Annotated in this window: 12 protein-coding genes; 3 read left to right on the forward strand and 9 right to left on the reverse strand. The window is 72.8% G+C overall.

Annotated elements, in window-relative coordinates:
• Positions 1-78: 78 nt before the first annotated feature.
• Positions 79-1,371, forward strand: coding sequence for an MFS transporter (locus FJQ56_RS06065; protein WP_140008245.1), 1,293 nt, complete (start codon positions 79-81; stop codon positions 1,369-1,371).
• A gap of 17 nt (positions 1,372-1,388) precedes the next feature.
• Here the strand turns inward: FJQ56_RS06065 and FJQ56_RS06070 are convergent, their stop codons facing one another.
• Positions 1,389-2,471, reverse strand: coding sequence for an alpha/beta hydrolase family protein (locus tag FJQ56_RS06070; RefSeq protein ID WP_140008246.1), 1,083 nt, complete (start codon positions 2,469-2,471; stop codon positions 1,389-1,391).
• Between the two features lie 28 nt (positions 2,472-2,499).
• On the opposite strand from FJQ56_RS06070, the gene FJQ56_RS06075 reads away from it, so the two are divergent.
• Entirely contained in the window at positions 2,500-2,886 is a 387-nt protein-coding gene (locus FJQ56_RS06075) for a DUF2256 and DUF3253 domain-containing protein (protein WP_140008247.1), read from the forward strand.
• 125 nt (positions 2,887-3,011) lie between these two features.
• On the opposite strand, the gene FJQ56_RS06080 is transcribed toward FJQ56_RS06075, so the two are convergent.
• The 4 genes from FJQ56_RS06080 to FJQ56_RS06095 are packed head-to-tail and all read right to left on the reverse strand — an operon-like array spanning position 3,012 to position 7,547.
• Complete coding sequence (locus tag FJQ56_RS06080) at positions 3,012-3,731, reverse strand: SRPBCC family protein (protein WP_140008248.1); 720 nt, start codon at positions 3,729-3,731, stop codon at positions 3,012-3,014.
• Between the two features lie 8 nt (positions 3,732-3,739).
• Positions 3,740-4,582, reverse strand: coding sequence for an FAD binding domain-containing protein (locus FJQ56_RS06085; protein WP_140008249.1), 843 nt, complete (start codon positions 4,580-4,582; stop codon positions 3,740-3,742).
• Positions 4,579-7,065: a xanthine dehydrogenase family protein molybdopterin-binding subunit gene (locus FJQ56_RS06090; RefSeq protein WP_140008250.1), complete on the reverse strand. Its 2,487-nt coding sequence runs from the start codon at positions 7,063-7,065 to the stop codon at positions 4,579-4,581. Before FJQ56_RS06090 ends, FJQ56_RS06085 begins: the two co-directional genes overlap by 4 nt.
• Positions 7,062-7,547 carry a (2Fe-2S)-binding protein gene (locus tag FJQ56_RS06095; RefSeq protein WP_140008251.1) on the reverse strand — a complete coding sequence of 162 codons (486 nt, stop codon included), beginning with the start codon at positions 7,545-7,547 and terminating at the stop codon, positions 7,062-7,064. Before FJQ56_RS06095 ends, FJQ56_RS06090 begins: the two co-directional genes overlap by 4 nt.
• 264 nt (positions 7,548-7,811) lie before the next feature.
• On the opposite strand from FJQ56_RS06095, the gene FJQ56_RS06100 reads away from it, so the two are divergent.
• The gene (locus tag FJQ56_RS06100) at positions 7,812-8,345 is read left to right on the forward strand and encodes a hypothetical protein (protein ID WP_140008252.1); all 534 of its coding nucleotides are present in this window, start codon (positions 7,812-7,814) and stop codon (positions 8,343-8,345) included.
• Between the two features lie 40 nt (positions 8,346-8,385).
• Here FJQ56_RS06100 and FJQ56_RS06105 read toward each other — a convergent pair whose 3' ends face one another.
• From FJQ56_RS06105 to FJQ56_RS06120, 4 genes are read right to left on the reverse strand one after another with little or no spacing between them, the layout of a single operon-like run.
• Positions 8,386-9,621 carry a helix-turn-helix domain-containing protein gene (locus FJQ56_RS06105; protein WP_140008253.1) on the reverse strand — a complete coding sequence of 412 codons (1,236 nt, stop codon included), beginning with the start codon at positions 9,619-9,621 and terminating at the stop codon, positions 8,386-8,388.
• A gap of 57 nt (positions 9,622-9,678) precedes the next feature.
• Positions 9,679-10,860, reverse strand: a complete 1,182-nt coding sequence (locus tag FJQ56_RS06110; RefSeq protein WP_140008254.1) for an XdhC family protein — start codon at positions 10,858-10,860, stop codon at positions 9,679-9,681.
• Positions 10,853-12,019 (reverse strand): vWA domain-containing protein, encoded by a 1,167-nt coding sequence (locus tag FJQ56_RS06115; protein WP_140008255.1) that lies wholly within the window; start codon positions 12,017-12,019, stop codon positions 10,853-10,855. Before FJQ56_RS06115 ends, FJQ56_RS06110 begins: the two co-directional genes overlap by 8 nt.
• Positions 12,016-12,900 (reverse strand): AAA family ATPase, encoded by an 885-nt coding sequence (locus tag FJQ56_RS06120; RefSeq protein ID WP_140008256.1) that lies wholly within the window; start codon positions 12,898-12,900, stop codon positions 12,016-12,018. The genes FJQ56_RS06115 and FJQ56_RS06120 overlap by 4 nt, the downstream gene beginning before the upstream one ends.
• Positions 12,901-12,981: the final 81 nt, after the last annotated feature.

A 12,981-nucleotide genomic window follows, 5' to 3' on the forward strand; every position in this document is an offset into this window, starting at 1 on the left:
CGGGCGGGGGTGGGAACCGTCGTACGTCGACCGAAACCGGGTCGAGGACCGTCGGGGGTCGCTGACAGACTGCAGGCGATGACCACCACCCCCGACGCACCGTCGCGTCCCGGCCTCGGCTCCTTCTGGCGCGAGCTGCCCCGCGAGGCACGGCTGCTGCTGACCATCGTCGCCATCGAGTTCATCGGCACTGGGCTGGTGCTGCCCTTCCACGTCGTCTACCTCAACGAGGTGCGGGGCTTCGGGCTCAGCGACGTCGGGCTGATGCTGGCGCTGCCGCCGCTGGCGGGCTTCGTGCTCACCGGGCCGGCCGGCGTCGCGATCGACCGGCTGGGGGCGCGGGTCATGCTGCTGACCTGCCTGGTGCTGATGATGTCCGGCAACCTGGTGCTCGCGTTCAGCGAGACCATCCCGGTCGCGTCGATCGGACTCGCCCTGACCGGCATCGCCTTCGGCATCTCCTGGCCGGCGTCGCAGAGCCTGATCGCGGGGGTGGTGCCGCGTGAGTCGCGCCAGCGCTACTTCGGGGTCAACTTCGCCCTGCTCAACCTCGGCATCGGCATCGGCGGCATCGCCGGCGGGCTGCTCGTCGACGTCGACCGGACCTCCACGTTCCAGGCCATCTACCTCGGCGACGCCCTGAGCTACCTGCCCGCGCTGGGGCTGCTGCTGGGCCCCCTGCGCCACGTGGCCGGGCGTCCCGTCCACGACCCCGAGACGGCCGAGGCCGCCGTGGGCTACCTCGCGGTGCTGCGCCGACCGGCGGTGCTGCCGCTGCTGGTGCTGAGCTTCGTGGGCGCCTTCGTGGGCTACGCCCAGCTCAACACCGGCATGCCGGCCTTCGCCCGAGCGGTGGGCGAGGTGTCGACGCGTGGCCTGGGGTTCGCCTTCGCCGCCAACACCGCCGTGATCGTGGTGCTCCAGCTCGTCGTGCTGCGCCACATCGACGGCCTGCGCCGCACCCGCGTGATCGCCGCGATGGGGGTCGTGTGGGCCCTGGCCTGGCTGGTGCTCGGCGCCTCCGGGCTGGTGTCCGGCACCATCGGCGCGACCCTGCTCGTGGCGGCGTTCGCGTCGGTCTTCGCCTTCGGCGAGACGCTGCTGCAGCCCACGATCCCGGCGATCGTCAACGACCTGGCCCCCGACCACCTGCGCGGTCGCTACAACGCGCTCAGCTCGGCGTCGTTCAGCCTGCCGTCGATCATCGCGCCGCCGTTCGCCGGGTTCCTGATCGACCACGGGCTGGCCGAGGTCTACATCGGCGTGCTCGTCGTCGGCTCGATCGGCGTCGCCGCGCTCTCGGTGCTGGTCGTCGAGCCCCGGCTGCCCGGCGACGTCAACGGCGTCAAGACCGACCCGCCCGCCCTCTAGAGCCGGCGCGAGCCGGGTCAGGCGGCGCCGAGCTCGCGGTCGAGGAACTGCACGCTGCGGCGGATCGAGTCCTCCCAGCGGTCGTAGAACGCGTGGTCCTCGCCCTCGTAGTAGACGAGCGTCGAGTCGACCCCGGCACGGCGCATCAGCCGGTCCGTGGTGCGCGCCCACGCCGGCGGGCAGGTGCCGTCGACCGAGCCGTGCAGCGAGAGCACCGGCTCGGTGATCCGGTCGAAGTAGGTGCGCGCGGACAGACCGGCGTAGAAGTCAGGGTTGTCCTGCGGGGTGCCGTAGCGCTTGTAGTAGGACCGCACCTGCTCCGGTCGGCTCCTGGCGGCGAACTGCTCGATGTTGTCGACGAAGTCGGAGCTCACCGAGGCGTAGAGCACCGCCGCGTCGACCAGGCCGGGGTAGGCGACCAGGACGTTCTGGGTCACGCCACCGCCCATCGACCGGCCAAGCATGCCGATCCGGTCGTCGTCGACGTACGGCTGCTGGCGCAGGACGCGGACGGCGTTGGCGGCGTCGCGGGTGCAGCCGAGGCGGGACTCCATCTGGACGGCCGGGACGTCGTCGGAGCCGGCGTGCCCGCGGTAGTCGGTGTGCAGCACGACGTAGCCCGCATCGGCCAGCCACGTCTGCTCGCGGGCCAGCCCCTGCCCGGAGTCGTAGACGTCGGGATCGATGTAGCCGTGGTTGAGCACGACCGCCGGGAACGGCCCCGGGCCGACCGGGCGGAAGAGCTCACCCGAGATGGTCAGGTCGTCGCTGCGGTAGGTGATCTCGAACTTGCGGTGCCCGTCGGTGTCGGCCGGCACCTCCCGCACGATGCGCAGGCCACGACCGTCGAGCGGCTCGCGCATGATCGCCGGCAGGGACACCGCGCTGGTGACCGGCGGCAGCTCCTCGGTCGGCGCTGCGGTGGGGGTCGGGGTCGGGGTCGGGGTGGGCGTGGGGGTCGTGCTGCTCGACGCCGACGGCGACGGCGACGGGGTGGACGTCGAGGGAGGCGGCGTACGCCGCGCGTCGGGCTCGGCCTCGTCGGAGCAGGCGACCAGGACGGAGGCGAGGAGGACCAGCGCCGGAAGGGTGGAGCGCATGCCCCGACCGTAGCGAGACGCTGGTCGCGTGCCGCCCGCCGACAAGACCTGCGTCGCCTGCGGGCGCCGGATCGCGTGGCGCAAGAAGTGGGAGCGCGACTGGGACGAGGTCCGCTACTGCTCGGCCTCGTGCCGGCGCCAGAAGGTCGATCCGACCGACCGGGCGCTCGAGACCTCGATCCTCGACCTGCTCGCGCAGCGCGCGGCCGACAAGACCATCTGTCCGTCGGAGGCGGCCCGCGCGGTCGCCACCGACACGAAGCGCGACGACTGGCGCGAGCTGATGGAACCGGCCCGCCGGGCCGCCCGTCGCCTCGTCGACGCCGGCGAGGTCGAGATCACCCAGGCGGGCCACGTCGTCGACCCGTCGACGGCCAAGGGGCCGATCAGGATCCGGCGCGTACGCCGCGGCTGACACAGCCCCGTCGGCTGAGGTGCGAGCGCAGCGAGCCTCGAAGCCACGGGGCCCGGTCGCCTCGACCCTGCGATGGCTTCGAGGCTCGTCGCCAGGGCTCCTCGCACCTCAGCCGGCGGTGGGCGTCAGCGACGCAGCAGCCGCCAGAGCACGGCCAGGACGACGAGTCCGCCGAGGCCCTGCTTCCAGTAGCCCTTGACGAGCACCGGGAGCACCGCGGCACCCAGGTCGAGGGCGTCGTCCTGGGCCGGCTTCGGGGTTGCCGGCTTCGGGGCGGCCGGCTTCGGGGCGGCAGCCGGACGCGGCGCCGTCGCGGCCGCAGCGGCTGCGTCGGCCAGCGGGGTCGGCTCCTCGGCCACCGGCTCCGCTGGGGTCGCCACGGGCTCGGTCGGCTCCGGCTCGGCGGTCAGCCGCTGCTCCAGGCAGGCGACGAACTGGCCGAGCAGCTTGTCGGAGACGTCCTGCATCACGCCGCGACCGAACTGGGCCGGCTTGCCGGTGACGTTGAGGTCGGTGACGACCTGCACGTCGGTGCCGCCGTCGGCACCGTCGGCCATCGTCAGCGTGACCTGGGCGCCCGCCGTACCGTTGCCGCGCTTGTCCTTGCCCTTGGCGTCGACCTTGAAGGAGTGGGCGGCGTCGTCCTTGTCGACGAAGGTGCCCGACCCGGAGTAGACCAGGGCGATCGGGCCGAGCTTGACCTTGACGGTCCCGGCGAAGGTGTCGCCGTCGGCCGAGGTGAGCTGGGCTCCCGGGAAGCACTCGGCGAGGGCGCCGATGTCCTGGAAGTGGGCCCAGGTCTCCTCGACCGGGGTGGCGACGGAGAACCGGTGGCTGAGGTCCATCGTCGGGCTCAGCCGCCGGCCGCGGCGGTGACCGCGCGCCGGGTCAGCACGTGCGACAGGTGCCGGCGGTAGGACGCCTCGCCGTTGAGGTCCGAGGGCGGGTTGGTGTCCTGGTCGGCGAGCGCGGCGGCCTCGGTGAGGTCGCCACCACCGCGCAGGGCGTCCTCGACGGCCCGGGCACGCAGCGGCGTCGAGCCCATGTTGGTCAGGCCGATGGCGATGTCGTCGATCGCGCCCAGCGAGCCCTTCACGGTCGCCGCGACCGCCACGATCGGCCACTGGTGGGCGACCCGCACGAACTTCTCGTAGTGCGCACCCCATCCCGTGTGCTTGGGGATCCGCACCTCGGTGAGGATCTCGTCGTCGCCGATGGCGGTCTCGAAGAGGTCGACGAAGAACTCCTCGGCCGGCACGCTGCGGGTGCCGCCCGGGCCGGCGATGACGAACGACGCGCCGAGGGCGAGCGCCGGGGCGCCGAGGTCGCCGGCGGGATCGGCGTGCGCGAGGGCGCCGCCGAAGGTGCCGCGGTGCCGGATCTGCTCGTCTGCCAGGTGCTCGACCGCCTGGTGGATCAGCAGCGCGTGCTCGTGGACCAGGGGGTCGCTGCCGACCACGGAGTGCGGGGTCATCGCGCCGATGACGATGGCATCGCCGTCGTCGCGGATGCCGCGCAGCGACTCGATCTTGCCGAGGTCGATGACGACCTCGGGTGCGTTGAGCCGCATCCGCAGGACCGGCAGCAGGCTCTGCCCGCCGGCCAGGATCTTGGCGTCGTCGCCGTGGGTGGCGAGCGCCGACAGGGCGTCCTCGACCGTGGTCGGGGCCACGTAGTCGAACTGGGTGGGGATCATGCGCCCGCTCCGTTTCCATCGGTGGTCGAGCTCGTCGAGGCCCCGGGTTCGGTGTCGGGGTCGAAGTGCGGCATCGCGGCCGCCTCGGTCGCACCACCGGACCCCTCGGTGTTGAGGGCCTTCCAGACCCGCTCGGGGGTGCACGGCATCTGGATGTCGTTGACGCCCAGGTGGCGTACGGCGTCGACGATGGCGTTGACGACGGCCGGCGTCGAGGCGATGGTGCCGGCCTCGCCGACGCCCTTGGTGCCGAGCGAGTTGGTCAGCGCCGGGGTCGTGGTGTGGTCGACCTCGAAGCTGATCGTGTCGGCCGCGGTGGGCAGCAGGTAGTCGACGAACGAGCCGGACACGAGGGTGCCCTGGTCGTCGTAGACCGCCTCCTCCCAGAGCGCCTGGGCGATGCCCTGGACCAGGCCGCCGTGGACCTGCCCGGAGACGATGAGCGGGTTGATGATGTTGCCGATGTCGTCAACACAGGTGTACTTGCGCATCTTCACCGCACCGGTCTCGGTGTCGACCTCCATCGCGCACAGGTGGGTGCCGTGGGGGTAGTTGAAGTTGACCGGGTCGAACGTCGCGTCGGCGTCGATCGACGGCTCGACGCCGTCGGGCAGGTTGTGCGCGGCGAACGTCGCCGTGGCGACCTCGGTGAGCGCGATCCCGGCGTCGGTGCCGACGACCTGGAAGCGGCCCTCGTGGAACTTCACGTCCTCGACGCTGGCCTCGAGCAGGTGCGCCGCGATGGGCAGCGCCTTGTCGATGACCTTGTCGGCCGCGCGGACCAGTGCCTCACCGCCGACGACCAGCGAGCGCGAGCCGTAGGTGTCGAGGCCCTTCGAGGCGATCTGGGTGTCGCCGTGCAGGACCTCGATGTCGTCGAAGGGGATGCCGAGACGGTCGGCGACGATCTGGCTGAACGCCGTCTCGTGCCCCTGGCCGTGGGCGCTGGCTCCCGTGACGACCTCGACCTTGCCGGTCGCGAGCATCCGCACCGACGCGTGCTCCCAGCCGCCGGCGCCGTAGTCGAGCGAGCCGAGGATGCGGCTCGGGGCGAGCCCGCACATCTCGGTGAAGGTCGACACGCCCAGGCCGAGCTGGACGGGGTCGCCGCTGTCGCGTCGGCGCTGCTGCTCGGCGCGCAGCTCGTCGTACCCGAAGAGCTCCTTGGCCTTGGCCGTCGCGAGCTCGTAGTTGCCGGAGTCGTACTCGAGGCCCGCCACGGTGGTGAACGGGAACTCCTCGTGCTTGATCCAGTTCTTCTCGCGGACCACCAGCGGGTCGACGCCCAGCTCGGCGGCCAGCTCGTCCATGATCCGCTCGATGGCGAACGTCGCCTCCGGTCGTCCGGCGCCGCGGTAGGCGTCGGTCCAGGTGGTGTTGGTGAGCACCGTCTGGCAGGCGAAGTGGTAGGCCGGGAACTTGTAGATGGCGTTGAACATGAACGCGCCCAGCACCGGTACGCCGCCGCCGACGATCGCGACGTAGGCGCCGAGGTCGGCCTCGAGCTCGACCTTGAGGCCGGTGACGGTGCCGTCCTTCTCCGCCGTGAGCGTCAGCTTCTGCCACTGGTCGCGGCCGTGGTGGGCGCTGACCAGGCTCTCGCTGCGGGTCTCGGTGTACTTGACCGGCTTGCCGAGCCGCCGGGCGATCGCGAAGGTGATCATCTCCTCCGGCGTCTGCTGCAGCTTGCCGCCGAACCCGCCGCCGACGTCGGGCGCGATGACCCGGATCTTGGACTCCGGCACCCCGGTGGTGGCCGCCAGCGCGAACCGCAGGATGTGCGGGATCTGCGTCGAGGACCAGATGGTGATCTGCTCGCCGGTCGGGTCGACGAGCGTCGAGCGGGGCTCCATGAACGCCGGGATCAGCCGCTGCTGGCGGTACTCGCGCTCGATGACGATGCCGTCGGCGCGCGCCTTGGTGATGGCGTCCTCGACGTCACCACCGGTGCCGGCGGTCGCGGAGTCGAAGACCCACAGCGCCGACTTGTTGGTGCCGAGGTCGGGGTGCGCGAGCACCTCGTCCTTCATGGCCTCCTTGATGCCGAGGACCGCTGGCAGCTGCTCGTACTCGACGTCGACCAGCTCGGCCGCGTCGCGTGCCTCGGCCGCCGTACGGGCCACCACGACGGCGACGATCTCGCCGGCGAACGCGACCCGGTCCTGGGCGACCGGCAGGTGCACCGGGGTGACCTGCTCGGGCGTGATCGGCCAGGCGTTGATGCACACGCCCTGGCTCTCGCCGAGGTCGGCGGAGGTCAGCACGTCGACGACGTTGGTGGACTGCTTGGCCGCCGTGACGTCGATCGAGGTGATCGTGGCGTGGGCGAAGGGGCTGCGCACCATCGCGAGGTAGAGGGTGCCGGGAGGCGTGAGGTTGTCGGTCCAGCGGGTGCGGCCGGTGATGAGGCGCTGGTCCTCCTTGCGGCGGCGGTCGCGGCCGATCTCCTTGGCCAGGTCGGGGGCGTCGGCGACGGTCGTCATGCGTGCATCTCCTCGGCCTGGCCGGACGCGTGCTGCACGGCGCGGACGATGTTGTGGTAGCCGGTGCAGCGACACAGGTTGCCCTCGAGGCCGAGCCGGATCTCCTGCTCGGTGGGCTTCGGGTTCTCGTTGAGCAGCGCGACGCTCTGCATGATCATCCCGGGCGTGCAGTAGCCGCACTGCAGCCCGTGGCACTCGCGGAACGACTCCTGCACCGGGTGCAGCTCGCCCCCGTCGTACGTCGCCGCGAGGCCCTCGATCGTGGTCACCTCGGCGCCGTCGGCCTGGACCGCGAGCACGTTGCACGACTTCACGCTGGTGCCGTCGAGGTGGACGGTGCACGCACCGCAGTTGCTGGTGTCGCAGCCGATCACGGTGCCGGTCTTGCCGAGCTTGTCGCGCAGGTACTGCACGAGCAGCAGCCGGGGTTCGACGTCGTCGGCCACCTTCGCGCCGTCGACGGTGAGGTTGATCCGGGTCATGGACTCTCCCTAGATGGTGGACGCAGCGCGGGGCTGTGATGCGGCTCACGCTAGGCAGGATCGGTTGGGGTCAGGTTGGTCGACCGCGAGGGGTCAGGTTGGTCGACCGCGAGGAACGAGCGGTCGGCCAGAGCTGTCCCGGTCGAGCGAGCGGCGCAGGTGAGCCTGCGAACCTGCGCCGGCGAGTCGAGACCACCGCAGCCGACGTGCACCAGGCGAGCGGACGCCCGTTTGCCCCGCGGTCACGCGGGCATGGCCTGCCCCATGGTCCTGCTCCTGGTCGTCGCCTGGGTCGTCGTCGCCGCCCTGGCCCTGCTGACCGCCATCGGCCCGCGCCGGTGGTGGTCCTACATCACGCGCCAGGTGCGCCCGCACGTCACAGAACCCACCGGCGACGGCTACGGGATGCGCACGATGCGCAACGTCGCCGTCACGATCGTGGCGTTCGTGCTGGCCTTCGTGGTGACCTACGACTGGGCGCGGGTCAGTCCCGAGGAACTCACCGAGGCCGCCCGCGACGTCGTCGACCGGGTGCCGGACGACGACCTCGACCAGGCCCGGTTCCGGGTCGAGATGGAGGACCACCTGCACCGCGACGTCTTCGTCGAGTCGGTCGACCTCGAGGACGACGAGACGGGGTGGGTGGTCACGCTCACCGACCCCGAGGAGACCGACGTACCGAAGGAGTCCGACGGCCTCTACGACGGCCCCGCGGTCACCTGCTTCACCGTGACCGAGCGCGACGGGACCCGGTCGTTCGGGGCGATCAACGCCGGGCCCTGCTCGGGGGCGGAGTAGGAGCACCCGATCGGCATCGCGCAGCTGGTCAGCCGCCGACTCAGGTGGTGGCGGCCGCGAGCCGCCCCTTGAGCAGCGGCTTGGCCGGGTGAGCGGTGTCGCCCAGCACGGCCAGGCACCGCTCGATCACCGCCGTGTCGTACGGCGCCCGCTCGGCATAGCGCAGCACGGCGTCGGGCTGCGGGTCGGCCAGGAGGGCCTCGCGGACCGCGACCGCGACGTACTCGCCCAGCTCGGCGAGCGCGGGCGAGTTGGTGCCCGGGAGCAGGTCGCCGCCGTAGGCGTCGACGGCGGCGGCGACGCGGCCGCGGCGGACCAGCGCGAGCACGTGCTCGACGTCGGTGGCGACCGGCATCGTCAGGCGATAGGGCCGCGAGGACAGCTGGCCGCCGAGGGCGGCGCGCAGGTGGGAGACCTCGGCCTTGAGCGTGGAGAACGTGACGGCCTGGTCGCCGTAGACCAGGGCGTGCAGCTGGTCGAGGGAGAGTCCCTCGGGGTGCAGGGCGAGCAGGGCGAGGACCTCGGTCTGGCGGCGGTTGAGCAGCAGCCGCTGGCCGTCGAGGCGCACCTCGGCGGTGCCGAGCAGCGTCATGACCAGGCCGGGGTCGCCGGTGTCGTCGAGCGGGCCGGCGCCCGTGTGCTGGGCCGACGGCGGGAGCGCCGTCTCGATCAGCCGCGCCATGACGCGCGCGGTCGCCAGGCCGATCGGGTGCGAGCGGTCCCAGGTGGTGGACAGGTCGATCACCCCGAGCCGCCGGCCGCTGACGGGGTCGAGGACCGGCGCCGCCCAGCAGACCCAGTTGTGCACGATCGAGGCGTAGTGCTCGGCACTGAACACCATCGCCGGCTCGCCGAGGCGGTTGGCGAGGTCGAGGGCGTTGGTGCCGACCGACTCGTCGTCCCAGCGACCGCCCGCGACGAAGTTGACGCTCTCGGCCTTGCGACGCATCACGCGACCGCCGTAGGTCCACAGGATGCGGGTGTCGGCGTCGGTGACGGCGAGCACGAGGTCGCCGTCCTCGGCGGTACGGCGCAGCTCGGACTCGACCCGCTCGACCGCGACCTGCAACGGCGAGTCGCGCCAGATCGAGGTCGTCTCGGACTCGTCGGCCAGCGGGGCGGCCTGGATCTCCGGGGTGATCGCGGCCTCGGACCGCGCCCAGCTGGTGAGGATCTCGGGGCGCACCATCGGCTCGGCCGCGTCGCCCTGCTCGACGAAGGTCGTCCACGCGTGGTGGCACGCTCGCTTGCGCTCGTCGAGCTCCGGCTGCGGCATGCCGCTCACGCTACCTCGCCCCATGTGACCGAGGTCACGATCGCTCCAGGTCGCGGGTCACGACCCGTGGATGCGGCCCTCGCGCTCGGCCAGGCGCAGGCCGGACCCGCCCCAGCGGCCCGCGATGAACTCCGCGGCGATGCTGATCGCCGTCTCCTCCGGTGTCCGCGCACCGAGGTCGAGGCCGATCGGGCTGGAGAGCAGGTCGAGCTCGGCGTCGCCTAGGCCGGCCTCGCGCAGCCGGGCCATCCGGTCGTCGTGCGTACGACGAGAGCCCATCGCCCCGACGTACGCCACCTCGGGCAGCCGCAGGGCCACCTCGAGCAGCGGTACGTCGAACTTCGGGTCGTGGGTGAGCACGGTGATCACGGTGCGTGCGTCGATGGCGCCGGCCTCCTGCTCGGCCAGCAGGTAGCGGTGCGGCCAGTCGACGACGACGCGGTCGGCGTCGGGGAAGCGGCTCGCGGTGGCGAAGACCGGACGGGCGTCGCACACGGTCACGTCGTACCCGAGGAACGAGCCGACCCGCGCCACGGCCGCGGCGAAGTCGATCGCACCGAAGACCAGCAGCCGCGGCTTGGGCGCGAACGCCCAGACGAACACCCGCATCCCCTCCCCGCGCCGCTCGCCGTCGGGCCCGTAGGACAGCGTCGCGTTGGTGCCGCTGGCCAGCAGCCCCAGGGCGTCGTCGCGTACGGCGTCGGTGGCCCGGTCCGACCACAGCCGGGATAGTCCCTGACGTAAATCAAGGTCTCCGGCCCCGGAGTCTTGATCTACGTCAGGGACTATCCCGCCGGCCGGGTCCGGGCGTACGACGAGCCGCTGGCCCAGGCGGGCCGGGTCGGGGTGCTCGATGACGGTGGCCAGGGCGACGGGTCGGCCGGCCTCGACGTCGGCGGCGATCTCGGCGAGCTCGGGGAAGGTGTCGCGGGAGACCTTCTCGACCCAGACGTCGAGGATGCCGCCGCAGGTCAGGCCGACGGCGAACGCGTCGTCGTCGCTGACGCCGTAGCGCTCCAGCGTCGGCTCGCCCGAGGCGACCACCGACTGGGCCAGCTCGTAGACGGCGCCCTCGACGCAGCCGCCCGACACCGACCCGACGGCGGTCTCGTCGGGGCCGACCAGCATCGAGGCGCCGGCGGGACGGGGGGCGGACTGGAACGTCGCCACGACGGTGCCGACGCCGACGGTCTCGCCGGCCTCCCACCAGTCCATCAGCTCGGTCAGGACGTCACGCACGGGCCACCACCTCCACGAGCTCGGCGAACGTCGCGAGCGAGTGGCCCGCGACCAGGTCGTCGACGTGCGGCAGCACCGCGACGATCCCCTGCTGCACCGGCTCGTAGCCGACCTTGCCCCGGTGCGGGTTGACCCAGACGAGGCGGTGCGCGACGGCGCGCAGGCGGCGTACCTGCTCGCCGAGCAGGGCCGCGTCGCCGCGCTCCCACCCGTCGCTGAAGATCACCACGACCGCCCCGCGCGCGAGCCCGCGCCGGCCCCACCGGTCGACGAAGACCCGCAGCGTCTCGCCGAGGCGGGTGCCCCCGGACCAGTCGGGTACGGCGGACCCGGCGGCCACCAGCGCCCGCTCGGCGTCGCGACTGCGCAGCGCCCGGGTCAGGTGGGTGAGGCGGGTGCCGACGGTGAACGTCTCGACCCGGCCGCCCCGGGTCTCGAGGGCGTGGGTGAGGGTGTGCGCGAGGCGCAGCAGGGCGTCGGCGTAGCCGCTCATCGAGCCCGACACGTCGAGCAGCAGGACCACCCGGCGCGGCCGGGCGCGCCGGTGGCGCCAGGCGATCGGGGCCGGCTCGCCGTGGCGGCGCATGGTCGCGCGCAGGGTGCGGGCGGCGTCGACCTCGCCGCGGCGCCACGGCTCGCGGCGCAGCGTGCGCCGCATCGGCGGCCGCGGTCGCAGGGTCGCGAACATCGCGGCGAGGTGGTGCTTCTCGGCGGCGGTCATCGTGGCCAGGTCGCGGTGGCGCAGCACCTCGACCTCGCTGGCCAGGGCGCGCACGGCGTCGTCCTGCTCGTCGGCGTCGCCCTCGCCCGCCCCCTCCCCCAGCGCGATCGACGACGTCACCGGGCGGCTCGGCGCGGCCGGCTTCTCGCGGGGCAGCCCGTCGCGGGCGTCGAAGAACGCCTCGAAGACCTGGTCGTAGCGCAGCAGGTCGTCGGGGGTCGAGCAGAGCGTCGCCCGGCCCGCGGCGTACGTCGCCCCGCGAGCGCCCAGGCCCACCAGGGCCGTCGCCTCGAGGAAGCCGGCCGCCCGGTCGTGCGTCACCCCGACGCCGGCGGCACGCAGCGCGCGGGCGAAGGCGAGGAGCACCTCGTCGGGCGCGTGCGCGCTCGTCGGGGCGCTCACGGGGGTGCTCACGGGGGCGCTCACGGGCGCGCTCATGGCCGCAGCATGTTGTCGAGGGCGTGGCGCACCCGGTCGGCGTCCTCGCGGTACTTCACCAGCGCACCGAGGGTGCGCGCGGAGGACTCGAGGTCGAGGTCGGTGGTGCCGAGGTGCTGCAGGGCGCGGGCCCAGTCGAGGGTCTCGGCGACCCCCGGCGGCTTCTCCAGGTCGAGCTGGGTGCGCAACCGCTGCACCACGCCCACGACCTGCTCGGCGAGCGCGGCCGACACCTCGGGGGCGCGCGAGCGGACGATCGCCACCTCGCGCTCGAGGCCGGGGTGGTCGATCCAGTGGTAGAGGCAGCGCCGCTTGAGGGCGTCGTGCAGCTCGCGGGTGCGGTTGGACGTGAGCACCACGATCGGCGGCGTCGTCGCCCGCACGGTCCCGAGCTCGGGGATGCTCACCTGGTAGGTCGAGAGCACCTCGAGCAGGAACGCCTCGAACTCGTCGTCGGCGCGGTCGATCTCGTCGACCAGCAGCACCGCCGGGCTCTGCTGGAGCGCCGTCAGCACCGGCCGGGCGAGCAGGAAGCGCTCGTCGTAGAGGCTCTTCTCGGCCTCCTCCAGGTCTCCCCCGCCCACGCCGCCGGTCGCCTCGAGCGCGCGCAGGTGGAGCACCTGCCGCGGGAAGTCCCAGTCGTAGAGCGCCTGCGTGGCGTCGATGCCCTCGTAGCACTGCAGCCGCACCAGGGGTACGTCGAGCGCGACGGCGAGCGCCTCGGCCAGCGCGGTCTTGCCCGTGCCGGGCTCGCCCTCGAGCAGCAGCGGTCGCTGCATGGCCAGTGCGAGGTAGGCCACGGTCGCGAGGTCGTCGTCGCACAGGTAGCCGGTGGTGCCGAGACGCTGGGCGACCTCGGCGACGGACGACGGTGTCTGCACCCTCGTGAGCCTACGAGCCGCGGGTTGGACCGACGTCGGTCGAGCCGACTCCCACGTCGGTCGAGGTGCGAGGAGCCCCGG

The sequence above is a fragment of the Nocardioides plantarum genome (genome assembly GCF_006346395.1).
Classification (GTDB): Bacteria; Actinomycetota; Actinomycetes; order Propionibacteriales; family Nocardioidaceae; genus Nocardioides; species Nocardioides plantarum.